Origin of the sequence: Xylophilus sp. (genome assembly GCA_009914555.1) — a bacterium.
In the GTDB taxonomy this organism is placed as follows: domain Bacteria; phylum Pseudomonadota; class Gammaproteobacteria; order Burkholderiales; family Burkholderiaceae_C; genus WNDY01.
Genome location: WNDY01000043.1, coordinates 16,552 through 38,727 on the forward strand (window position 1 = coordinate 16,552; position 22,176 = coordinate 38,727).

The 22,176-nt window shown below is 70.8% G+C and carries 25 protein-coding genes and 2 pseudogenes; 5 read left to right on the top strand and 22 right to left on the bottom strand.

From position 1 onward, the window contains the following. Nucleotides 1-12: 12 nt before the first annotated feature. The 11 genes from GAK38_RS17130 to GAK38_RS17180 all read right to left on the bottom strand — a co-directional run bounded on the left by GAK38_RS17130 (nt 13) and on the right by GAK38_RS17180 (nt 7,987). Nucleotides 13-834 (bottom strand): amino acid ABC transporter ATP-binding protein, encoded by an 822-nt coding sequence (locus tag GAK38_RS17130; RefSeq protein ID WP_325346174.1) that lies wholly within the window; start codon nt 832-834, stop codon nt 13-15. Next, complete coding sequence (locus GAK38_RS17135) at nt 821-1,513, bottom strand: amino acid ABC transporter permease (RefSeq protein ID WP_325346176.1); 693 nt, start codon at nt 1,511-1,513, stop codon at nt 821-823. Before GAK38_RS17135 ends, GAK38_RS17130 begins: the two co-directional genes overlap by 14 nt. Continuing rightward, a complete protein-coding gene (locus GAK38_RS17140) occupies nt 1,503-2,252 on the bottom strand; it encodes an amino acid ABC transporter permease (protein ID WP_325346178.1) in 750 nt (249 codons plus the stop codon). Before GAK38_RS17140 ends, GAK38_RS17135 begins: the two co-directional genes overlap by 11 nt. Then, nucleotides 2,249-3,082 (bottom strand): transporter substrate-binding domain-containing protein, encoded by an 834-nt coding sequence (locus GAK38_RS17145; RefSeq protein ID WP_325346180.1) that lies wholly within the window; start codon nt 3,080-3,082, stop codon nt 2,249-2,251. The genes GAK38_RS17140 and GAK38_RS17145 overlap by 4 nt, the downstream gene beginning before the upstream one ends. 227 nt (nt 3,083-3,309) lie before the next feature. Next, entirely contained in the window at nt 3,310-4,194 is an 885-nt protein-coding gene (locus tag GAK38_RS17150; protein ID WP_325346182.1) for a LysR substrate-binding domain-containing protein, read from the bottom strand. Nucleotides 4,195-4,265: 71 nt separating this feature from the next. Continuing rightward, a complete protein-coding gene (locus tag GAK38_RS17155; protein ID WP_325346184.1) occupies nt 4,266-4,634 on the bottom strand; it encodes a 5-carboxymethyl-2-hydroxymuconate Delta-isomerase in 369 nt (122 codons plus the stop codon). 57 nt (nt 4,635-4,691) lie between these two features. Continuing rightward, on the bottom strand, nt 4,692-5,528 hold the full coding sequence (gene panC / locus GAK38_RS17160; protein ID WP_325346185.1) for a pantoate--beta-alanine ligase: 837 nt from the start codon (nt 5,526-5,528) through the stop codon (nt 4,692-4,694). A gap of 5 nt (nt 5,529-5,533) precedes the next feature. Then, nucleotides 5,534-6,421 carry a 3-methyl-2-oxobutanoate hydroxymethyltransferase gene (gene panB / locus GAK38_RS17165; RefSeq protein ID WP_325346186.1) on the bottom strand — a complete coding sequence of 296 codons (888 nt, stop codon included), beginning with the start codon at nt 6,419-6,421 and terminating at the stop codon, nt 5,534-5,536. A gap of 4 nt (nt 6,422-6,425) precedes the next feature. Beyond that, nucleotides 6,426-6,806 carry an aspartate 1-decarboxylase gene (panD, locus tag GAK38_RS17170; protein ID WP_325346187.1) on the bottom strand — a complete coding sequence of 127 codons (381 nt, stop codon included), beginning with the start codon at nt 6,804-6,806 and terminating at the stop codon, nt 6,426-6,428. A gap of 71 nt (nt 6,807-6,877) precedes the next feature. Continuing rightward, entirely contained in the window at nt 6,878-7,675 is a 798-nt protein-coding gene (locus GAK38_RS17175; protein ID WP_325346203.1) for a segregation and condensation protein A, read from the bottom strand. A gap of 87 nt (nt 7,676-7,762) precedes the next feature. After that, nucleotides 7,763-7,987, bottom strand: a complete 225-nt coding sequence (locus GAK38_RS17180; RefSeq protein ID WP_325346188.1) for a DUF3460 family protein — start codon at nt 7,985-7,987, stop codon at nt 7,763-7,765. A gap of 21 nt (nt 7,988-8,008) precedes the next feature. On the opposite strand from GAK38_RS17180, the gene GAK38_RS17185 reads away from it, so the two are divergent. Then, nucleotides 8,009-8,524 (top strand): outer membrane protein assembly factor BamE, encoded by a 516-nt coding sequence (locus GAK38_RS17185; protein ID WP_325346189.1) that lies wholly within the window; start codon nt 8,009-8,011, stop codon nt 8,522-8,524. A 58-nt stretch (nt 8,525-8,582) separates the two neighbouring features. Here the strand turns inward: GAK38_RS17185 and GAK38_RS17190 are convergent, their stop codons facing one another. The 6 genes from GAK38_RS17190 to GAK38_RS17215 all read right to left on the bottom strand — a co-directional run bounded on the left by GAK38_RS17190 (nt 8,583) and on the right by GAK38_RS17215 (nt 12,803). Further along, nucleotides 8,583-8,975, bottom strand: a complete 393-nt coding sequence (locus tag GAK38_RS17190) for a MarR family winged helix-turn-helix transcriptional regulator (RefSeq protein ID WP_325346190.1) — start codon at nt 8,973-8,975, stop codon at nt 8,583-8,585. 123 nt (nt 8,976-9,098) lie between these two features. After that, nucleotides 9,099-9,488 carry a DMT family transporter gene (locus GAK38_RS17195; RefSeq protein ID WP_325346191.1) on the bottom strand — a complete coding sequence of 130 codons (390 nt, stop codon included), beginning with the start codon at nt 9,486-9,488 and terminating at the stop codon, nt 9,099-9,101. 56 nt (nt 9,489-9,544) lie between these two features. Continuing rightward, nucleotides 9,545-9,865, bottom strand: coding sequence for a DMT family transporter (locus GAK38_RS17200; RefSeq protein WP_325346192.1), 321 nt, complete (start codon nt 9,863-9,865; stop codon nt 9,545-9,547). Nucleotides 9,866-10,147: 282 nt separating this feature from the next. After that, the gene (efp, locus tag GAK38_RS17205) at nt 10,148-10,702 is read right to left on the bottom strand and encodes an elongation factor P (RefSeq protein WP_325346193.1); all 555 of its coding nucleotides are present in this window, start codon (nt 10,700-10,702) and stop codon (nt 10,148-10,150) included. 150 nt (nt 10,703-10,852) lie between these two features. Beyond that, nucleotides 10,853-11,914, bottom strand: a complete 1,062-nt coding sequence (gene earP / locus GAK38_RS17210) for an elongation factor P maturation arginine rhamnosyltransferase EarP (protein WP_325346194.1) — start codon at nt 11,912-11,914, stop codon at nt 10,853-10,855. A 1-nt stretch (nt 11,915) separates the two neighbouring features. Continuing rightward, nucleotides 11,916-12,803, bottom strand: a complete 888-nt coding sequence (locus tag GAK38_RS17215; RefSeq protein ID WP_325346195.1) for a LysR substrate-binding domain-containing protein — start codon at nt 12,801-12,803, stop codon at nt 11,916-11,918. Nucleotides 12,804-12,902: 99 nt separating this feature from the next. On the opposite strand from GAK38_RS17215, the gene GAK38_RS17220 reads away from it, so the two are divergent. The 3 genes and pseudogenes from GAK38_RS17220 to GAK38_RS17230 all read left to right on the top strand — a co-directional run bounded on the left by GAK38_RS17220 (nt 12,903) and on the right by GAK38_RS17230 (nt 16,119). Then, entirely contained in the window at nt 12,903-14,120 is a 1,218-nt protein-coding gene (locus GAK38_RS17220) for a CaiB/BaiF CoA transferase family protein (RefSeq protein WP_325346196.1), read from the top strand. Then, nucleotides 14,117-15,112, top strand: coding sequence for a hydroxymethylglutaryl-CoA lyase (locus tag GAK38_RS17225; RefSeq protein WP_325346197.1), 996 nt, complete (start codon nt 14,117-14,119; stop codon nt 15,110-15,112). The genes GAK38_RS17220 and GAK38_RS17225 overlap by 4 nt, the downstream gene beginning before the upstream one ends. 33 nt (nt 15,113-15,145) lie before the next feature. Continuing rightward, nucleotides 15,146-16,119, top strand: a pseudogene (locus GAK38_RS17230) (Bug family tripartite tricarboxylate transporter substrate binding protein). Nucleotides 16,120-16,142: 23 nt separating this feature from the next. On the opposite strand, the gene GAK38_RS17235 reads toward GAK38_RS17230, so the two are convergent. The 5 genes from GAK38_RS17235 to GAK38_RS17255 all read right to left on the bottom strand — a co-directional run bounded on the left by GAK38_RS17235 (nt 16,143) and on the right by GAK38_RS17255 (nt 21,598). Then, nucleotides 16,143-16,688, bottom strand: coding sequence for a DUF6886 family protein (locus tag GAK38_RS17235; RefSeq protein ID WP_325346198.1), 546 nt, complete (start codon nt 16,686-16,688; stop codon nt 16,143-16,145). After that, complete coding sequence (locus tag GAK38_RS17240) at nt 16,685-17,530, bottom strand: NADPH-dependent oxidoreductase (protein ID WP_325346199.1); 846 nt, start codon at nt 17,528-17,530, stop codon at nt 16,685-16,687. Before GAK38_RS17240 ends, GAK38_RS17235 begins: the two co-directional genes overlap by 4 nt. A 173-nt stretch (nt 17,531-17,703) precedes the next feature. Beyond that, entirely contained in the window at nt 17,704-19,518 is a 1,815-nt protein-coding gene (locus tag GAK38_RS17245; RefSeq protein WP_325346200.1) for an alpha/beta fold hydrolase, read from the bottom strand. Continuing rightward, on the bottom strand, nt 19,515-20,318 hold the full coding sequence (locus GAK38_RS23990; protein ID WP_443089234.1) for a hypothetical protein: 804 nt from the start codon (nt 20,316-20,318) through the stop codon (nt 19,515-19,517). Before GAK38_RS23990 ends, GAK38_RS17245 begins: the two co-directional genes overlap by 4 nt. A gap of 332 nt (nt 20,319-20,650) precedes the next feature. Continuing rightward, a complete protein-coding gene (locus GAK38_RS17255; protein ID WP_325346201.1) occupies nt 20,651-21,598 on the bottom strand; it encodes an amino acid--[acyl-carrier-protein] ligase in 948 nt (315 codons plus the stop codon). 67 nt (nt 21,599-21,665) lie between these two features. Here GAK38_RS17255 and GAK38_RS17260 point away from each other — a divergent pair. Beyond that, nucleotides 21,666-22,176 (top strand): annotated as a pseudogene (locus tag GAK38_RS17260) (IS481 family transposase); the annotation flags it as partial.

Sequence of the window (22,176 nt, forward strand, 5' to 3'; positions counted from 1 at the left end):
AGGGGGCGTCAGTCAGATCGCGAAGCGCTGCGGATCGAAGGCCACGCGCGGCAGGTCCGCCACCGGCGCGGGCCGGCCGCCGTCGCTGATCGAACGATCGAGGAAGGCGCGCAGCCGCGCGCCCTGCGGATGGTGGAAGATCTCCTGCGGCGTGCCGGCGGCCGCCACCCGCCCGCCGTCGGTGAAGACGACGCGGTGGCTGATCTCCTCGGCGAAGCGCATCTCATGGGTCACCAGAATACTCGTGAGGCCGTCGGCCACCAGTTCGCGGATGACGGCCAGCACCTCGCCGACCGTCTCCGGGTCGAGCGCCGAGGTCACCTCGTCGAACAGGATCAGGTCGGGCCGCATCGCCAGCGCCCGGGCGATCGCCACGCGCTGCTGCTGGCCGCCCGAGAGTTCGCCCGGATAGGCCAGCGCCTTGTGGCCCAGCCGCACGCGGTCGAGCAGTGCGCGCGCCTCGCGCTCGGCCTCGGCGCGGGCGCGGCCGGCCACGCGCACCGGCGCGATCACCAGGTTCTCCAGCACCGTGAGGTGCGGGAACAGGTTGAACTGCTGGAAGACGAAGCCCACGCGCTTCCTCAGCGCGATGAAGGCGGCCTCGCTGCGCAGGCGGTCCACCTGCGTATCGCCCACGCGGATCGTGCCGCGCTGCGGCCGCACCAGGCCGGTGATGGTGCGCAGCAGCGTCGACTTGCCCGAGCCCGAGGGGCCGATGATGCTGACCGCCTCGCCGCGCTGCACGTCGAGGTCGATGCCCTTGAGCACCTCGGTCGTGCCGAAGGAGAGATGCAGGTCGCGGAGTTCGACCAGCGGGGCTTCAGGTTCGGGCATGGCGTTTCTCCAGCGCGCGGGTGGCCCGCGCGATCGGATAGCAGTAGGCGAAGAACAGCGCCAGGAGGGTGAAGTAGACCAGCACGGTGAAGTCGGTGCGCGCCACGGTGTTGCTGGCGATCTGGGCCGTATCGACCAGGTCGTGCACGCCCACGAGCGAGGCGAGCGAGGTGCTCATGGTGATGCCGGCATACAGGTTCATCCAGGGCGGCAGCATGCGCCGCAGGCACTGCGGCAGGATGACCCAGCGCAGGATCTGCGCACGCGCCAGCGCGATCGAGCGCGCGGCCTCCCACTGCGCCGCCGGGATGGACTGCATCGCGCCGCGGAAGATCTCGGCCACGCCGGCCGACGCCGGCAGCGCCAGGCCCAGCGTGACCTTGAGCCAGTCCGGGAACGGCAACCGCCAGGCGGCCGGGCCGATCTCGAACGGGAACACGTAGGTCGTGAAATAGATCAGCACCAGCACCGGCGCGTTGCGGAACGCCTGCACCCACCAGTGCGCGCCGGTGCGCAGGGCCGTCTGCGGCGCGAGCGACAGCGCACCCACGGCCAGGCCCGCAGCGGTGCCGAGCGCCATCGCGAGCAGGCTGATGCCGATGTTGGCCGTCATGCCGCGCAGCAGGGCCGGCGCCCAGTGCCACAGCTGGGCGAAGGCCGGCCACAGGCTACTGTCCATAGCCGGGCATCCGCAGGCGCTGCTCCAGCCAGCGACCGGCCGCGCTCACGTCCCAGGTCAGCAGGCCGAACCAGGCGCGGACCAGCAGCAGCAGCTCCAGCACGTTGTCGCGGTTGGTCCAGATCATGATCGACTCGTAGGTCACGTCGCCGACCGCGATGGCCGAAGCCACGGCGGTCATCTTCACCAGGTCGACGAGGTTGTTGACCAGTGCCGGCAGCGCGAAGCGCACCGCCAGCGGCAGCTCCACCCGCCACAGCCGCAGCGCGCGGGAAAAGCCCAGCGAGCGCGCGGCCTCCAGCGTGGCCGCGGGCACGGCCTCGATGCCGGCGCGCAGCGCCTCGGCATGGAACGCGCCCTTGTGCAGCGAGATGACGATGAACACCCAGACGAAGGGCGTGAGCGGGTTGACCGCGCCGTGCGGCTGCGCCGCCTGCGTGATCAGCATGTTGAGCACGAGGAAGGCGCAGTAGAGCTGCACCAGCGTCGGCGTGCTGCGCGTGACCTCGACGAACGCACGCGCGGGCCACGCCAGCCAGCGCCGGCGCGAGGTCAGCAGCGCGGCGATCGCCACGCCGGCGGCCAGGCTGCCTGGAATCACCGCGATGCAGAGCTGCAGCGTCACGCCCAGGCCGCGCACGAAGGCCGCGCGCTCCATGGGATCGAGCACGAAGGCGTAGTTCAGCCCGACCGACCTGGCGGCGGCGACGAAGCCTTGCAGCGCGCCTTCGAGGCTCACTTGGCGTTCTTGTACTTGGCCTGGAGTTCGGGCAGCAGCGGTTGCGCCGGCTCGATGCCGAGACGCTTCTCCAGCGCGATCAGCCAGCCGGTGCGGTGCCAGTTCTGCACGATCCTGTCGATGGCGGCGACGGTGTCGTTCTCGCCCTTGCGCGCCCAGACCACCGACGGCGACGGAATCAGCTCGGGCAGCGGCGCCGCGTAGTCCTTCCATTCGGGATTGGTGCGCAGCAGCGGGTACACCAGCGTCGCGTCATGCACGGCGGCCACGCAGTTGCTGCCGCGCAGGGCCAGCAGCGACTCCGAGGAACTCTTGAAGCCCTTGACCTGCGCGCCGTACTCGGCCTGGAGCGGCTTGGCGTAGTTGCTGCCCTGCGAGAGGCAGACCGTCTTGCCGCGCAGGTCTTCCCAGCGCCGGATGCCGCTGTCCTTGCGCACCACGGCCGTGCCGCCGACGCGGTAGAACGGCGTGGGCGCATAGGCCAGGATGTCGGCGCGCTCGGGCGTCACCTCCATCGAGGCGACCAGCAGGTCCACCTTGCCCGACTGCAGGAACTGCACCCGGTTGGACGGCTGCACCTGCACCAGTTCGGCATCCACGCCGAGCTGCCGCGCGATGTCGCGGGCCAGTTCCGGGTTCCAGCCGACGAAGCGCTGCGTGGCCGGGTCGATCGAGCCGAACGGCCCGCCGTTGATGACGACGCCGATGGCGACGCTCTTGCGCTCCTTGATGCGGTCGAGCGTGGCGTCGGCATGGGCGGCGGTGGCGGCGGCGAAAAGCACGGCGGCACCGGCGGCCGCGAAGAGGCGGGGGAGGAAGGTCGTGTTCATGGTCGTCGAGGGTCGCGTCGGATCGCTGCGCAATGTAGGCGTGCCCGCCGGGTGGGCCAAGTGGGAATAACTTATTTGCTAATGAGTCCCCTGGCTTTGGACTGACGCAGGAAGGAGGGAATCGCCTTCAAGTCCCTTTCGCCAAAAGAAAAACTTTCACAGAGTACCGGGCGGCAGCCGGAGCTGACATCAAGGACCGTGATGGAATTTGCTGCAACCGTGATCGCTCAGCCCCGTTGCGCCGCGGCCGACTGGCGCGAGAAGCCCTGCTGCTGGGCGCACAGCAGGTCGAAGGCCTGCCGGGCCATTGGATTGGCCGCGCCGGGCCGGATCCACAGCGAATAGGTCACATCGGGCAGCGCGGGCAGGCCCTCGTGGGCGCCGAGCGCGCGCAGCTGGCCGTCGAGCATCTCCATGCTGCGCGCGGTCACGCCGAGGCCGGCGCGCACGGCGGCCTTCACGCCGATCAGGTTGGACGAGCTGTAGGCCTGCCGCCACGGGATGCGGTGGGCTTCGAGCGCTTCGAGCGCGAGCCGGCGGAAGATGCTGGGCTCGTCGATCAGCACCAGCGGCAGCGGCAGCCGCTGGTCGTAGACGAACTGCGACGACGCCACCCACAGCGTGGGCGAGGTGCGCAGCGCGAAGCCCTGGAGCGACGGGTCCTCGCGGGTGGAGATGGTCATGTCCAGTTCGCCGCGGTGCAGGGCCTCCATCAGAAAGGGGCTGCGGCCGACCTCGATGTCCAGCCGCAGGCGCGGCGCGGCGCGCGCGATATGGCCCAGCAGCGGCGGCAGCAGCGTGTCGGCGATGTCGTGCGGCGAGCCGATGCGCAGCGAGCCGCTCAGGCCCTCGTCGGCCAGGGCGCGCACCGCCTCGTCGTTGAGGCCGAGGATCTCGCGCGCATAGCCCAGCAGGCGGCGGCCGGCGGCCGTGAGCTGCTTGCCGCGGCCGCTGCGCTCGAACAGCGGCTGCCCGACCTGGGCTTCGAGCCGCTGCATCTGCTGGGTGACGGCCGACTGGGTGCGGCCCAGGTGGCGCGCCGCGGCGCCGAAGGTGCCGTGGTCGGCCACGGCGACGAAGGCGCGCAGCAGGTCGATGTCGAAGTTCTGCATGGCACCAGGGAGTATGTGGCCATGGCGCGCGGCGGGCGCGCGCTGCGGGCTTGTCGTGCCGGGGGTATCGGTCAGGCGGCGGGGAGCTTCTCTTTCGAGTACGCGTCGCGGTCCATGTCCACGATCTCGGCGCTGAGCTGCACCAGCACGCCGGTCGGACGCGGCACGCGCTCGCGCAGCACCGCAGCGATGCGGTCGGACAGCGCGCGCTTGGCCTCGGGCGTGCGGCCGGCCAGCAGGCGCAGCTGCGCGTGGACGAAGGCGCGCTGGGCCGGCTGGTTGCCGATGCGGAAGGTCTCGACGGGAACGGCGCGGGCCTTGAGGTCGGTCTCGTTGGCGATCTCGCCGCTGGCGATCAGCGTGTCGTTGAGGGCCGCGAGGATGTCGTCGGCGGCGAAGCCGGCCAGGTTGGGCGTGTATTCGACGATCAGGTGGGGCATGGCGGTCCTTGCATGAAGAGAGGGGAGAGGAAACGGAAGTGCGGAGCGTAGCGCAGGCTAGATTTCCAGGTTGTCGATCAGCCGCGTGCCGCCGAGCCGCGCCGCGCCCAGCACGACCAGCGGTGCAGTGTCGCCGGGCGCGGGCGGCAGCAGGTCGCCGCGGCGGCGCACGGTCAGGTAGTCGGGCTGCCAGCCGCGCGCGGCCAGCGCCGCCTCGGCATCGCGCTCCAGCGCGGCCAGGCCGGCCGTGCCGCCGGCGCGCACCGCGCCGCTCAGGCGTCGCAGTGCGAGCGGCAGCTGCACTGCCTCCTGCCGTTCGGCATCGCTGAGGTAGCCGTTGCGCGAGGACAGGGCCAGGCCGTCGTCGGCCCGCTGCGTCGCGCCGGCCACGATCTCGATGGGCAGCGCGAACTGGCGCACCATGCGGCGGATCACGGCGAGCTGCTGGTAGTCCTTCTGGCCGAACACGGCCGCGCGCGGCTGCACCGCGTTGAAGAGCTTGAGCACCACGGTGCAGACGCCGCCGAAGAAGCCGGGGCGGAACTGGCCTTCCAGGATGTCGGCCAGCGCCGGGTCGGGCTGCACGCGGAAGGTCTGGGGCTCGGGATACAGCTCGGCCTCGGCCGGGGCGAACACCACGTCGCAGCCGGCGTCGGCGAGCTTCGCGCAGTCGGCCTCGAAGGTGCGCGGATAGGTGTCGAAGTCCTCGTGCGGCAGAAACTGCAGCCGGTTGACGAAGATGCTCGCGGCCACCGGGCCGCCGAGCGCGACGGCCTGGCGCACCAGGGCGATGTGGCCGCCGTGCAGGTTGCCCATCGTGGGCACGAGCACCGGCCGGGCGGGCTGCGCGTCGAGCGTGGCGCGCAGATCGTCGAGCGTGCGGGCGATGTGCATGAATGTCACCAGGCGTGGATGGCGTCGTCGGGGAAGCTGCCGGCCTTGACGGCCTGCACGTAGGCGGCCATGGCGGCGGCGATGCTGCCCTGTCCGTCGAGAAAGTCGTGGACGAAGCGCGGCATGCGGCCGAGGTTCATGCCGAGCATGTCGTGCAGCACCAGCACCTGCCCGGCGGTGCCGCGGCCGGCGCCGATGCCGAGGGTGGCGCAGTGCGGCAGGTCGGCCGTGATCTCGGCGGCGAGCGCGGCCGGCACCATCTCCAGCACCAGCAGCGCGGCGCCCGCACCGGCCAGCGCGCGGGCCTGTTCCTTCAGCTGCGCGGCGGCCTGTTCGCCGCGGCCCTGCACGCGGTAGCCGCCGAGCGCATGCACCGTCTGCGGCGTGAGGCCCAGGTGGCCGCAGACCGGGATGCCGCGCTCCACGAGGAAGCGCACCGTTTCGGTCGTCCAGCCGCCGCCTTCGAGCTTGACCATGTGGGCGCCGGCCTCCATCAGCACCACGGCGCTGCGCAGCGCCTGTTCGCGCGACTCGTGGTAGCTGCCGAAGGGCAGGTCGCCGATGATCCAGGCCGTGCCCTGCACGCGGCGCACGCCGCGCGCGACGATCTCGGTGTGGTAGCGCATCGCGTCGAGCGTGACGCCCACGGTCGTGTGCAGGCCCTGGCAGACCATGCCGAGCGAGTCGCCGACGAGGATGCAGTCCACGCCGGCGCCGTCGGCCAGTGCGGCGAAGGTGGCGCCGTAGGCGGTCAGCATGGCGATCTTCTCGCCGCGCGCACGCATCTCGGCCAGCCGCGGCAGGCTCACCGGCTTGCGCGAGGCCGGCACGGCCGCGGGCGGCAGCGTGCCGTAGGGCGAGGCGGCGCCCGCAGCGGAAGGGGTGGCGGCCATGGCGTCAGGCCTGCTGGACGGGCATATGGTCGCGCTGGCCGTTCTTGCGGTTGCGCTCGTCGACGAACACCAGCTTCGGCGCGAAGCCGCGGGCCTCGGCGTCGTCGACCTGCGCGAAGGCTGCGATGATGACCCGGTCGCCCACGGCGGCGCGGCGGGCAGCCGAGCCGTTGAGCGAGACCATGCCGCTGCCGCGCGCGCCGCGGATGGCGTAGGTGACGAGGCGCTCGCCGTTGTCCACGTTCCAGATGTGGACCTGCTCGTTCTCGATGATGTCGGCCGCGTCGAGCAGGTCCTCGTCGATGGCGCAGGAGCCTTCGTAGTGCAGCTCGCAGTGGGTGACGACGGCGCGGTGGATCTTGCCTTTGAGGAGGGTGCGATGCATGGTTCTTTCTTGTGTGTCTCTGTCGGTCGGTGAGGCAATGGTGCGCGGCCGGCCGCTGCACGGCAGCGGACTCAAGCAGGCGTGAACGCCAGGCGCACGTAGATCGGCGCGAAGGCTTCGGCCTGGGTGATCTCGATGAGCGTCTCCTTGGCCAGCTCCAGCAGCGCGATGAAGGTCACGACCAGCACGGTCGAGCCCTTCTCGGGCTCGAACAGCTCCTCGAATTCCACGAAGCGGCGGCCCTGGAGCGTCTTGAGCACGATGCTCATGTACTCACGCACGCTGAGTTCCTCGCGCGTGATGCGGTGGTGCTGCACCAGCTTGGCACGCTTGAGGATGTCGCGCCAGGCCTCCTGCAGGTCGGCCACGTGCACGTCGGGGAAGCGCGGCGCCAGGCTCTGCTCGATGGCGACCTGCGCGCGCAGGAAGTCGCGGCCGTACTGCGGCAGCGTGCCCAGCTGCTGGGCGGCGAGCTTGATCTGCTCGTATTCGAGCAGGCGGCGCACCAGTTCGGCGCGCGGGTCCTCGGCCTCCTCGCCGTCGGCCGCCTTCCTGGGCGGCAGCAGCATGCGCGACTTGAGCTCGATGAGCATCGCCGCCATGAGCAGGTATTCGGCGGCGAGTTCGAGGTTGCGGCTGCGGATCTCATCGACGTAGCTGAGGTACTGCCGCGTGACGGCGGCCATCGGAATGTCGAGGATGTTGAAGTTCTGCTTGCGGATGAGGTAGAGCAGCAGGTCCAGCGGGCCTTCGAAGGCTTCGAGGAAGACCTCCAGCGCATCGGGCGGTATGTAGAGGTCGTTGGGCAGCGCGAACAGCGGCTCGCCGTAGAGGCGGGCCAGCGCCACCTGGTCGACCGCCCCGGGCATGGCGGCGGCTGCGCTGCCGCCCTCGTTGTCGGCGCCGCGCAGCGGGGCGGTCGTCGTCGGCGCCATGGGCGCAGTGCGCGGCCGGCCTCAGTCCTGGCCGGCCGCGCCTCCGGGGCCGGTCTGGTAGACGTAGGGCTTCTGCGCCACGCGGGCGCGGCGGTAGGCGTCCCAGGCGGCGCGGTCCACTTCCTTGTCCCACAGCAGCGCGCGGCCGGCCTGCTGGCCCGCCTCGATCGCGGGATTGTCGGCCTTGAGCTTGTTGATGAACTGCGTGGTGTCGGATTGGTAGTCGGGGCGGCGGAAGAACGACATGGCTAGACTTGGGGCCTCATCATGGAATCGCGGGATTTTAACGGGCGCGCCGCCGCCCGCTCATGGACGGCCCTGGCTCTGGCTGCGGCGGCCCTGCTGGCCGGCTGCGATCCGCAGCGCATCGGCGAGCTGGAAGAGGGCGTCTCGACCGAAGCCGACGTGCGCGCGCGCTTCGGCGAGCCCGAGCGCGTCTGGCCCGAGGCCGGCGGCAGCCATACGCTGGAATACCCGCGCCAGCCCGAAGGCCACCAGAACTACATGATCACCATCGGCCCCGATGGGAAGATGAGTGCGCTGCGCCAGGTGTTGGCGCCGCACAACTTTGCCAAGGTGGTACCCGGCATGGCACAGGAGGACGTGCGCCACCTGCTCGGCAAGCCGCGCCGCATGCGGACCTATGCGCTGAAGCAGGAGACCGAGTGGGACTGGCGCTGGGTCGATCCGCCGAACACGCAGATGCTGTTCACCGTGGTCTTCGGCGCCGACGGGCGGGTGCTGCGCAACGGCAGTGCGCTGGAGCAGCGCGAAGGCAACTGAGGCCGGCGTACCGCCAGCGGCGCGTCCCTGAACGATCTCGGTCTGTCCTGCGAAAGTATCAGCGCATGGCCTGTCGTGCATTCACGCCCTGGGTCGCCAGCAGCTTCTCGCCGCCATGCTCCTTCAGGGCCGCTTCGAGCGCCTTCTCGTAGTCGGGCTGCGCACTTTCGAGCCGCACGCGTCCGTCTTCGGTCAGCACCGTATATACCCCTCGCTTGTCGTCAGGGCAAAGGTCGCGGACGGTCAGGCCGGCGCGCTCCAGGCGTTCCACCATCCGCGAGACCGAACTTTGATTCAAGAGCAGATGCGCGGCCAACTCCTGCATGCGCAGTTCGGAATTTTGCGAACGCGCCAGGATCTCCAGCGCACGGTATTCCGACAGTCCCAGCCGATGGCGTGCTTGCAGCACCTTGCCGAGGTCGGCCTCGACATTGGAGGCGACCTTGACCACTTTGAGCCATGCATCGCTTCTCTTTGACATTGCCGGCATGCGCTACTTTTGAAGAATGAGCCTCCATTGTCTCATTGGCCCCTTTCCTATGCGCCGTCCGACGCTTGGCAAAACCATCTGCGATCATAGAGAGCCGCTGTTCTTGTGGATTTGCCATCTGGCGCTGTCGGCGAGCTTCAACCAGACGACGCCGCCGATGATCACGGCCAGCCAGAATGCTTGGGCCAGCGTGAGCGGCTGATCCAGCAGCACGCTGCCGAAGGCCGCGGCGCCTACCGACCCGATTCCTGCCCATACGGCGTAGCCGATACCCACATCAATGGTTTGCAGCGCCACGCTGAGGGCATACAGCGTCAGCAGGAAGAACACCGTGGCGGCGATGGACCAGTTCAACACCGTGAACGCCTTGCTGCCCGCCACGCTGAGCGCATAGCCGATCTCGAACGCACCGGCCAGCAGCAGCATGATCCACGCACCGCCGTGGCGCTTGTTCATTTCACCTGTTGTCGTCATTTCTTTTTCCTTTTCAGCATCGGAAAGGATTGGACAAGGCGCGGCTCGTGTGCGTTTCACGCCGCGCCGCTGAGCCGAAGGCCGACGACGCCGCCGATCACCAGGGCGATTCCGACAGACTTCTTCCAGTTCAGCCGCTGGCCGACAAACAGGGCACCCAGTACTGCCACTCCGACGCCTGCACAGGATGTCCAGATCGCATAGCCGACGCCGACGTCGAAGGCCAGCAATGCGACGCTGAGGAAGAAGGTGGCGATCGCCCCGCTGACCAGCGTGGCGGCCGTCCACCCGAGGCGGGTGAAGCCCTTCGCATTTCCTGCGGAGATGGCGACCGCGATTTCGAAGATCACGGCAATGCCCAGATAGAGCCAATTCATGGTGTTCCTTTCATAGGTGGCCGAGTTGGTGCGGGACCCAAATGCGGGCATCCATTTAATTGCATGCGCATGCATATTAACAAAGATGGAATGCGGGCGTCAATATATTTGCATGCACATGTATTTCCGGCTCGTCGAGAGGGTGCGGGCGGCCCCTGAGCCTTTGAGGAGCATCCTGGCCCGGCCCTTGGTGATTGCGCAGTACGGGGCGGCCGCTGGCCGGTGCGCAATAAAAAAGGGCTCCTTGCGGAGCCCTCGTGCAGGATGCGGCAGCGGCCGGTATCAGACGCGCTTGCGGTATTCGCCGGTGCGGGTGTCGATCTCGATCTTGTCGCCCTGGGCCACGAACAGCGGCACGGCCACTTCGAAGTCGGTCGCGATCTTGGCGGGCTTGAGCACCTTGCCCGAGGTGTCGCCCTTGACGGCCGGCTCGGTCCAGGTGATCTCGCGCACCACGCTGGTGGGCAGTTCGACCGAGATGGCCTTGCCTTCGTAGAACACCACTTCGGCGGCCAGGCCGTCTTTGAGGTAGTTCAGGGCGTCGCCCATGTTCTCGGATTCGATCTCGTACTGGTTGTAGTCGCTGTCCATCCAGACGTACAGCGGGTCGGCGAAGTACGAGTAGGTGCATTCCTTCTTGTCGAGCACGATGTTCTCGACCTTGTCGTCGGCCTTGAGCACGACTTCGGAATTGAAGTTCGACAGCAGGCTCTTGAGCTTGAGACGCACGGTGGCGGCGCCGCGGCCGCCGCGGGCATATTCGGTCTTGAGCACGACCATCGGGTCCTTGCCCTGGATGATCACGTTGCCTGCACGGAGTTCTTGAGCGATTTTCATAACGGATGAGAGCCTGGAGAAGCTTGCCTGGAAGGAGAGGCGGCACCGGGATCGGCAAGCGCGGGCACCTTCGGTGGTGACCCGCGGGGCCGGTGGCCTGGAAGGCAGAGCGGCGTCTTCAGGCACCCGCGCTGCGCAAAGCCCCTGATTTTACTGCGTTTTCGCCGCGGGCCGAAATGAGAGCAGCTGCGTGGCCAGGTCGTCCTGCGCCAGGGCGCGCGCGCGCGCGGCGCCGGCCGTCCCGCGCCAGCCGGCCAGGTCCGAGCGGCCGGGGGCGGCGACGCCGGCCGCAGGCACCACGCCGTTCCAGGCATGGTGCAGCGCGCGCAGCGCAGGCGGCGCCTGCAGCCAGCCGAGGAAGGCATCGAGCTTGGCGTGGTGGGCAGCGTCGTCCTGCGGGTAGATGTGCCAGACGAAAGGCCGGCCGGCCCAGAGCGCGCGCACCAGCGAATCCTCGCCGCGCACGAAGTTGAGGTCGCAGGCCCAGAGCATCTCGTCGAAGGCCGGCTGCGGCACGGCGGGCCGGGCATGGAGCGTCAGCCGGCCCTCCGGCGCAGGCAGCGCCGCGACGGCGGCCGCGGCGCGGCCGGGTGCGACCAGCAGGTGAACCGGCTGCGCGCCGGCGTCCCACTGTGCCAGCAGCGGGGCGAGCGCGGCCGGCTCGTAGCAGAACAGCGAGGCGACCAGCGCATCGCCGCCCGGTGCCGGCAGGCCGCGCGCGGCGCGCCAGGCCGCAGCGTCGAAGGCGGCCTGCCGCGCAACGAGGCCGGGCTCGCGCAGCAGGCCGCCGGTGCGCGGCGTGAAGCCGGGGTAGAAAAAGTGCTTGGTGCAGCCGGCCGCCGGGCCGCTGAACACCGGCGAGGGCAGGCCGTGGCAGCGCTCCACATACGGCTCAGCCGACAGGTATTCGAGATTGATCCAGCGGCTCGTATCCGTGATACCGGCCGCGAAGCCGGCCGGCAGCTCGCAGCCGAAGGCTTCGATGACGAGTTCGCCCGGCCCGCCGGCCGGCGGCGGTGCGTCGTCGGCCGGCCACGGCAGCACCGCGACACCCGGCGCGCCGCGCGGCGCCATCCAGGCCAGCGCGAATGCGTCGTCGGTCCACAGCCGCACCGCACGGCCGCGCGCGGCCAGGTCGGCCGCGAGCCGCCAGCAGACGCCGATGTCGCCGTAGTTGTCGATCACGCGGCAGAAGATGTCGACGGCGGTCATGTCATGCGGGGCTGCGCAGGTGGTCCACCAGCCGCTGGGCTGCGGGCGAGAGGGCCTGGTCTTCGCGCACGCAGAGCACCAGGCGCCGCCGCGCCCAGGGCTCGGCCAGCGCCACGGTGCGCAGCGCGAGCGGGCCGCGGTAGAGGGCGGCGCTGCCACGCGGCAGCACGCCCACGCCGAGGCCCGCGGCCACCATGAGGCACAGCGCGTCGTAGCTCGTGACCTGCATGCGCAGCGACAGCGGCAGCCCGGCCTCGGCCGCCGCCCGCACCAGCAGCTTGTTGATCGCGCTGCCCGGATGCACGCCGACCACGTCGTGCGCCAGCGCATCGGCGAAGCGCACCGAGCGCTGCCGCGCGAGCGCATGGCCCGCGGGCACGAGCAGCACGAGTTCGTCCTCGCGCCAGGGCAGCAGCCGCAGGCGCTCGCCGTAGCGGCCGTCGTTGAGGATGCCGACGTCGGCTGCGTTCTCCGCCACCGAGCGGGCGATCGCGGTGCTGACCTGCTCCTGCAGTCGCACGTCCACGCGCGGGTGCGCCGCGAGGAAGGACTGCAGCTGCGCCGGCAGGAACTGCGTGATGGCCGAGATGTTGGCCGTGATACGCACTTGCCCGCGGGTGCCGCTGCCCCAGTCGCGCATCTGCAGGGCGATGTCGTCGAGCTCGTGGAGCACGCCGCGCGCGCGGTGCAGCAGCGCCTGGGCGGCTGCGGTGGGCGCCACGCCCTTGTTGCTGCGCGCGAACAGCGGCGTGCCGAGCGCGTCCTCCAGCTCCGACAGGCGGCGGCTCGCGGCCGAGGGCGCGATGTGCTCGCGCGCGGCGGCTGCGGCGATGGTGGCCTCTTCCATGACGGCGACGAAGACGCGCAGGGAGATCGGGTCAAGCTTCATGGTTGGGCGCGATGGTAGCCGCCTGCCGTCGCGATCCGGCATGGCAGCCTCGTGCACCGGCGTTTTACGGGACCTGGCGGCTTGGCAAGAATGCGGGCCATGACCGTTGCTTCACCTTCTTCTTCTTCTCCGTCGGCCCTTGCCGGCGTGCGTGTGGTCGAGATGGGCCAGCTGATCGCAGGGCCCTTCGCCGGCAAGACGCTCGGCGAGTTCGGCGCCGAGGTCGTCAAGATCGAGCCGCCGGGCGCCGGCGATCCGCTGCGCGCCTGGCGGCTCATCAAGGACGGCACCTCGGTCTGGTGGCAGGTGCAGTCGCGCAACAAGCGTTCGGTGGCGCTCGACCTGCGCCAGAGCGAGGCGCAGGACATTGCGCGCAGGCTCATCGCCGATGCCGACGTGCTGATCGAGAACTTCCGCCCCGGCACGCTCGAAGCCTGGGGCCTCGCGCCCGAGGAACTGCACCGGGCCAACCCGGGCCTGATCGTGCTGCGCATCTCGGGCTACGGCCAGACCGGCCCCTACCGCGACCTGCCGGGCTTCGGCGTGATCGGCGAGGCCATGGGCGGCCTGCGCCACCTGACGGCCGAGCCGGGCCGTGTGCCGGTGCGCGTGGGCGTGTCGATCGGCGACACGCTGGCGGCGCTGCACGGCGTGATCGGCGTGCTCGCTGCGCTGCACCACCGCACGGCGAATGGCGGCCAGGGCCAGGTGATCGACGTGGCGCTGCACGAGGCCGTGTTCAACGTGATGGAGAGCCTGGTCCCCGAGTACAGCGCCTTCGGCGCGGTGCGCGAGCCCGCGGGCAGCGCGCTGCCGGGCATCGCGCCGTCCAACGCCTACCGCTGCGCCGATGGCTGGGTGCTGGTCGCGGGCAACGGCGACAGCATCTTTCGGCGGCTCATGGACGCCATCGGCCGCAGCGACCTGGGCGCCGATCCGGCCCTGGCCGGCAACGCCGGGCGCGTGGCGCGCGTGGAGGAGATCGACGCGGCCATCGGCGCCTGGACCGCGGCGCGCGGCGTGGCCGAAGTGCTCGACGTGCTGGGCGCGGCGCGCGTGCCCGCGGGCCGCATCTACACCGCCCGCGACATCCACGAGGACCCGCACTACCGCGCCCGCGGCATGCTGCTGCAGCAGGAAACGCGCGACGGCTACACGGTCGAGGTGCCGGGCATCTGCCCCAAGCTGTCGGCCACGCCGGGTACGGTGCGCTCGTCCGCGCCGCGTCTGGGCGACGACACCGACGCCGTGTTGGCCGAGGCTGGTTTGACGGCACAGCAGATCGCATTGCTGCGTGGAAAGGGAGTGATTGCATGAACGCGGCCGCCCGCGCCAGCGACGTGTGGAACGGCGCGCGCCGCCGCCTGCAGATCTTCGAGGTCGGCGCCCGCGATGGCCTGCAGAACGAGGCCACGTTCGTGCCGACCGAAGACAAGATCGCGCTGGTCAACGCGCTGAGTGCGGCCGGGCTGCCGAAGATCGAGGTCACCTCCTTCACCTCGCCGACAGCCATCCCGGCGCTGCGCGATGCCGAGATCGTGCTGCGCGAGATCGACCGCCGCCCCGGCACCGTCTACAGCGCACTGGTGCCCAATGTGCGCGGTGCCGAGCGGGCCATCGACGCCCGCGCCGACGAGTTCAATCTGGTCATGTCGGTCAGCGAGACCCACAACCTGGCCAACCTGCGCATGACACGCGCGCAGTCCTTCACCGGGCTGGCGCAGGTCGTCGCGCTGGCGCGGCAGCAGGGCGTGCCGGTCAACGTGTCGCGGTCCTGCGTGTTCGGCTGCCCGATGGAAGGCGATGTGCCGCTGGCCGCCGTGCTCGACTGGGCCCGCCGCTTCATCGACCTGGGCGTGCAGGGCATCACGCTGTGCGACACGACGGGCATGGCATACCCCAGCCAGGTATCTGCTGTGGTGGAGGCATATCAAGCGCTGGAGGAGGATACTCCAGCCGGAACATTGCACTTCCACAACACGCGCGGCATGGGGCTGGCCAACGTGCTGGCCGCCATCGCGGCCGGCGCGAGCCGTTTCGACGCCTCCCTCGGCGGCCTGGGCGGCTGCCCGTACGCGCCGGGCGCGAGCGGCAACGTCTGCACCGAGGAAATCGTCCATGCGCTCGAACTCATGGGCTACGACACCGGCGTGGACCTCTGCGCCCTGATCGCCGCGGCCCGGCGCCTGCCCGCGCTGGTGGGCCACGAGGTGCCCAGCCAGATCGCCAAGGCCGGCCGGCGGCTGGACCTGCATCCGGCGCCGGCCGGCTTCGACGCCATCCGCGAACGGGCGCTGGCCCGCGGCTGACCTTTTTCCGTTCCGACAATCAGGAGACACCGCATGAACCTCACCTGCAAGACGTTTCTCGCCTGCGCCGCGCTGGCCTGCGGCCTGCCGCTGGCACAGGCCCAGCCGCCGGCCTTTCCGAACCGGCCGATCACGCTGATCGTGCCCACGGCCGCCGGCGGCACCACCGACATTTCGGTGCGCATGCTGGCCCAGCCGCTGGCCGGCGTGATCGGCCAGCCGGTCGTGGCCGACAACCGCGGCGGCGGCAACGGGGCCATCGTCGCGGTGGCCGTCAAGCGCGCCGAGCCCGACGGCTACACGCTGCTGATGCAGTACTCGGGCTACCACGTGATTACGCCGTTCGTCAGCAAGGCGCTGCCGTGGGAGCAGAAGGACCTGATTCCGGTGGCCAACGTGATCTCGGCGCCGCAGATCATCGTGGTGCGCAACGGCGTGCCGGCCAGGACCCTGGCCGAACTCGTCGCCTATGCCAAGGCCAACCCGGGCAAGCTCAACTACGCCTCGTCGGGCAACGGCTCGCTCCAGCACGTCACCGGCGCCCTGCTGGAGCAGCAGGCCGGCGTGAAGATGGCCCACATCCCCTACAAGGGCACCGGCCCCGCCTTGCAGGACCTGCTCGGCGGCCAGTGGACCTGACCTTCGGCACCGCGCCGCCCTTCGTGCCGCACATCCAGTCCGGCAAGCTGCGCGTGCTGGCGGTCACCGGCAAGACCCGCCTGCCGAGCCTGCCCGACGTTCCCACCACGGCCGAGGCCGGCTATCCGCAGCTGGATGCGACCTCGTGGTTCGCCGTGTTCGCGCCGGCCGGCACGCCGAAGCCGGTGGTCGACAAACTGGCCGCCGACATCGCCAAGGTGGTCGCCACGCCGGCCTTCCGCGAGAAGGCCGAAAGCCAAGGCGCGGCGGCCGACTTCAAGGGGCCGCAGCAGCTCGGCGAGCAGGTCAAGGCCGACCTCGCGCGCTGGGCGGCGGTGGTCAAGGCGTCGAAGATCGAGGCCGAATGACGGGGCGGGCCGTTCGCGCGCTCTCAGGCCAGCGCATTGCGCAGCCGGATGATGGAGAAGTCCAGCGAGGATGCGGCGACCGCCTCCGCCACCGGTCGCAGCCGGGGCACGACGCGCAGTTCGGCGCCGCGCGCCAGCAGTTCCGCCAGCGGTGCGTCGATGCGGCGCACGCCGTCCGGCACGACTGTGCGCGGCGACACGAAGTAGCCCGCGATGGCGTCGGCGCAGGCGAACGGCCCGGCAGGCATCCGGTAGAGCCACAGCGGCGCGGCGGCGGCGCGCTGGAACCACGGCGCCTCGATGAAGAGCACGGCCCCGGCCTCGCCGGGGAAGAGGAAGCGCCGCGTGTCCTCGCCGCTCGTGCCTGCGCTGCGCCGGACGGCGATGCGCGGGCAGTCGCGCGGGAACAGGTAGTTGACGAGGTGCTCGTCATCGACTGCCCAGACGACCGGATGCGCCACCGCGGCCCCGGGGCCGGGCGGCAGCCGCGGCTCGAAGCGCGTGATGCCGGGATCGTCGCTGACGTGCCAGAGAAGCGGTACGGCCGTCGCGGCTTCTTCCCGCGTCACTTCAGCGGGAAGCCCGCATGGCGCAGCGCCTCGGCCAGCCGGTCCCGGCCGTGCAGCGCCTTCGCGTCCTGCAGGCGGTTGACCACGAGCGTCGTCCAGTCCTGCTGCGGCAGGCCCTGTTCGGCCTGGAAGGCGCGCAGCACCGCGTCGTAGTCGCCGACCTCCTCGGCATTCGTCGCGGGCACGCGGTAGCGCTCGCGGTGCAGCACGGCCGACTGTGGCAGGCGCGGCTTCACGTCGGCCGGCCGCGCCGGGTCGGGCACGCCGACGACGAGGCCGAAGACCGGGAACGCGCCGCGCGGCGTGCCCAGCAGCTCGATCACCTCCTCGGGCCGGTTGCGCAGCGCGCCGGCGAACACGGTACCCAGGCCCAGCGAGGGCGCGGCGGCGACCACGTTCTGCGCGGCCAGCGCGGCGTCGATCGCGCCGAGCAGGAAGGCTTCGAGGTACGCGGTGCCCGCGACCTCGCGGCCCGCACGCTCGGCAATGCGCTGGATGCGCGACAGGTCGGCGAGCCAGGCGAGGAACAGCGGCGCCTGCGCGATGTGCTTCTGGTTGCCGGTCAGCTCGACCAGGCGGGCGCGGGCCTCCGGCGATTCGACCGCGACCACGCTCCAGGTCTGCAGGTTGGACGAGGAGGGTGCGGACTGGGCGGCCGCGACCAGGGTTTCGAGCGCATGGGCCGGCAGCGCATCGGGCAGGAAGGCGCGCACCGAGCGGTGGCCCAGCAGGTTATCCAGCACCGGATTGAGGGCCGCGAGCGGTGCGGCATCGGACCGGCCGTAGCGGGCGCGGAGCAGGGGGTCGGCAGCGGCGGAAGGGGTGGCAGCAGTCGTCGTCATGGGCGTCGGTGGGCTGTGGCAGGAATGCCGGGTCAACGGGGGTGCATGGACTGTACGGCGCTTTGCCGCGCGCTGCCGGCAGCCGGAGGGCATTTCCCATGAAGGAGAGTATGAATCAAGAATACGTTGGATAAGAGGGTTGCACGATGATAAGCGGGGGGGTATATAGCGGCTCAGCCGTACAGCCGCATCACGTGCTGCGCCAGCATGTCACACAGGCGGCGCTGCGACCAGTGCGGCGTGAACGTGTGGTCGGCGCCGTCGACGATCTGGATGGTGAAGTGCGGCGACCGCGGCAGCCGGCGCGCGCCGGGGCCGAGGTGGGTGTCGACCTCGTCCAGGCCGCCGTCGTCGGCGCTGAAGATCAGCATCACATGCACGCCGCGCCTGAGCAGGCCGGCGAAGGCCGCGCGCACGTCCACCGCGCCGCCGGGCGCCGGCGGCTGGGCGGGCGCGCGGCGGAACATGTCCGCCGCATGGCGCGCCAGCCGGCGGCCGACCACGCGGGCCACGCCACCGGCGATGAGCCGCAGGTTGACCTGGCCGCTGAGGATGCGCAGCCAGGTCTCGCGCTCCCGCAGGCGGCTACGGTAGAAGCCGAGCGAACGTATGCCCTTGCGTGAGCGCACCGCCAGCGAATCACCCGGCCGCCAGTGGTAGGTCTGCTGGTTGATCAGCACCAGGCTGGCGATGCCCGAGGCTTCGCCGCCGGCCAGCGCCGCATGGAAGGCCAGGTAGGCGCCGGAGCACAGGCCCACCAACACCACGCGCTCGACGCCCTGCCCGCCGCGCAGCCAGGCCGCGGCGTCGCGCACGTCGTCGATGGAATGCGCCGCATAGACCTCGTTGTCCGCATGGCCCGGCGAGGGCGGGCTCTCGCCGATGCCGCCGATGTCCATGCGCAGCGTGACGAAGCCCAGGCCCGACAGCGCGCGCGCCTGCGTCACGTACATGCGGTTGGGGCCCGTGTGCAGGTTGGCGCCCACGCTCACGAAGACCACGCCGGTACGGGCCCGGTCGGCCTGCGGCTCGATCGAGCGCGACAGCAGGCCGAACAGGTTGCCGCGGCGGCCGAAGCGCACCGGCAGCTCCTCGATGCCGCCGCCGTTGCTCGGCTGCACCAGCCGGGAGGCCAGCGGGCCGGGCGGCAGCGGCGCGCGGCGGCGCGGATGGCGCGCGGCCAGCCAGTCGCCCGCCGCCTGCAATGCGGCGTGCGGCACGGCCGCCTCGTACGGATCGCGCATCATCGCGGCATAGCCGGCCAGGCCGCTGCGCTCCAGCGCGCCGCCGAGCCTGCCCAGGTGCCGCGCGAGGCGTTCGACGACGGGGATGTCGTCGCGGTCGAGCAGCATCACGGCGGGCGCGGGCGGCGCCTCCAGCGCCATCAGGTCGAGCTTGCCCAGCGCGGCGATAGTCGAGCCGGTGAGCAGGTAGCCGGCGGCCTCTTCGCCGAGGTCGGCGCCCGCATTGTGCGCCGGCACCTGCCGGCCGCCGGTCACCTTGCGCTGCAGGCCCAGGGCCCGCATCTCGCGCAGGTAGTGGCGGCCGGACGGGAAGGGCGCCCAGGCCACGACGCTGTCGGCCAAGCCGGGGTTGGCAGCCGAGCCCCAGAGCGCGAGGGTGCCACCGAGCCGCACGCCGAACAGCGCCGCATGCACGCCGCCGCTGGCGCGGCGGGCGAATTCGACCGCGCGGGTCACGCCATGGGTCCAGGCCTGGATGCGCTGCGGATCTTCCTCGCTGCCGGACGAATCGCCCGTGCCGTGGTGGTCGTAGCGCAGCACCGGGAAGCCCAGCGCGGCCAGCAGGTGGGCCAGCGCGCGGTAGTGGCGGTGGGTGCAGACGGCGTCGTAGCCGATCGGCGGCACCAGCACGACGACGCAGTCGCGCACCTGGCCGCTCTCGTCGGCGGCCGGCGGGTGGTACCAGCCGCGCAGGTGGCGGCCGTCGCGGTCGAAGACGACGGGCTGGGGCGATGCCGCAGTCATGCCGCAGGCCGCGGCGCGGCGATGCGCACGCGGCACTCGACGCCGGGCGCGAGGTGGACGCAATTGGTGTCGGCTTGCCAACCCGGCACCTCGATGCGCACGGCCTGGGCGAAGCCGCGGCTGCGCACCGCCGCCGCGACCGATCCATCGCTGTCGAAAGGCTTCGGCGAAGCTTCCAGGCCGATGGTCGGCTGCACCGTGAAGCCGAGGCCGAGCGGGAAGTGGGAGTCCTCGGCCAGCGGCGCGACACCGCCGCCGGCATCCCGGAGCGCCGCGTGCGCCACGTCGTGCCCGGCCGGGCCGAAGCGGTAGGCGCAGGTGCTGCCGGCGAAGCCGCCGAGTAGCGCATCGCCGCGCACCGCGCTGCTGCCGACGTCGGCGAACAGGGCGTTGCGCCAGCAGGCCGGGTCGGCGCCGACCCTGGCGGCCTGCTGCGCGACCTCGCTGCTGCCGCAGAGCACCGCGAGGCTCGGCGACAGCTGTGTGCGGCGCAGGAACTGCCGGGCCTCGCCATCGGCGCTGGCGACGGAGGCCGCGCCGTCGGCGGGGCAGTCCATGCTGGCGAACATGAAGTCCTGCCACCGCAGGATGCCCAACCCGTCGCACAGCGCATTGAAGGCATCCGTCTCGTAGACCATGGTGCCGCCCACGCGTGGCATGTTCCGGCCGGCGTCGCAGGCCAGCAGCAGAGCGTCGCGCACCGGGCGCCCGGCGCCGGCGAGGCGGACGATGTGGGCCGGCGTCCGGCAGGCGCCGCCGGTCTCCAGCCACACGGCCGTGGGCTGCGGCGCGCGCAGCATGCCAATGCGAAGTTGGCGATCGACCGGTGCAGCGTGGCAAAGGCATGCCCGTGGCAGCGTGGCAGGCCCTTGCCCTGCAGCCCGGCCATGTCGTCCGGGAACCATGCCGCGAGCATCGGGGCCGCGTCCCGGCGCAGCCGGTCGGTGGGCACGAATTCGGCATGGAGCGGCATGCCGGGCTGCGCCTCGGTGCGCAGCAGGTCGGCGAAGCCCGCGCCGTCGAGCGTGAAGCGGCCGGCGTTGTGGAAGTCGCTGGGCCGCTGTTTCGCCGCATCGATCCGGCTGATGGCGATGGTGGTCTATCGTCTCGGTGCCGGCAGGCAGGGCGGAACTCATGTCCAGAGTCGGGCGCGCACCGCCCCGGGCCACTGCGCCGGGTCGAAGCCGTGGTGGCGGAACAGAGCCATCGCCACGCGCTCCAGGCCGAAGCCCAGGCAGGCGGTGTGGGCCGGTTCTCCATCGGCCTGGAGGATGTCTAAGCTCTTCGAGAAGTAGTCCTGGTGGTAGTTGAAGGAGCACAGCGCAGTCGGGCTCTCGGCCGAGATCACCGGTACCACGACCTCGAACTTGAGCTTCTGCTCGCGCTGGTTGGCCGCCAGCATGCGGCCGGCGCCGCCGAAGAACGGATCGGAGGCCACCTCGGCCTCGGCCGGCAGGCCCAGGGTCCGCAGCAGGTCCAGGCCGCGCTGGAGCCAGGTGTCGCGCCAGGCGACCACGTCCGCGGGCGCGCCGGCCCGCACGAACTCGCGCACGCGGAAGGCCTGCATGCGCGTCGGCTCGTCCGACGGCTCGTGGCGGAACACCCAGTGCGTCATGTCCACAAGGCGGCCGCCGGCCGGCAGCCGGCCGCCGAGACTCGGATACACCGGGTAGCATGCGGCCGGCATCAGCACTACGCCCGTGGGCTGGAGCAGGTCGTCATAGGCCTGGCCGGCGGCGATGCGCTCGTTGAGCCGGGCGTGCTCGGTCGGGGAGCAGCCGCAGAAGCTGACCACGCCCATGGCGAGCTGCGGGAACGATTTCATGTAGCCGCTGCGCTCGAAGACCGGCCGTGCCAGCGTGGGTGGGAAGGTGAACTTCTCGGCACCGTCGGCCGCCGCCGTGCGGCCGACCAGCGCGGCGAAGCGTTCGAGCACGTCTTCGAACACCGCATTGCGGCCGAACACGCCGGGCTCGCCCGACGGAATGATGAGTCCGTGCGCGACGAGGCCGTCGTACAGAGAGCGGGAGTCGTAGGTGTCGCATCCCGGATGATTGCATAAGCGAGAATCGCTATCCACTCTTCATGGCCCGAGCGGTGATGCGAGGATTGATAGAGTCACTGCAATCACCTCCGGAGGTCCAAGCATGCTGATCGCCCTGCACAGGAACGCCCGCACCACGCCCGCCGTGCGTGCGGAGATCGCCGCGAGCAGCGAGACCGCCCCCGTGCTGGCCCAGCGCTACGGCATCACCGAGCAGACGGTCTACAAGTGGAAGAAGCGCGAGGTCTTCGGCGACCGCCCCCACACCGCCCATCGCTTGCAGACGGTGCTCACCCCAGCTCAGGAGGTCATCGTGGTTCACCTGCGGCGCACCTTGCTGCTGCCGCTCGATGACCTGCTGGCGGTCACCCGGGAGTTCCTCTGCCCCGATGTCTCACGCTCGGGCCTGGACCGGTGTCTGCGCCGCCATGGAGCGGGCAATCTCAACGCACTCAAGCCTCGTGAACCTGCGCAGACCCACAAGGCCTGCAAGAGCTACGCGCCGGGGTATGTGCACGTGGACGTGAAGTACCTGCCGCAGATGCACGACGAGAGCAACCGGCGTTATCTCTTCGTGGCCATCGACCGGGCCACGCGCTGGGTGTTCGTGCAAC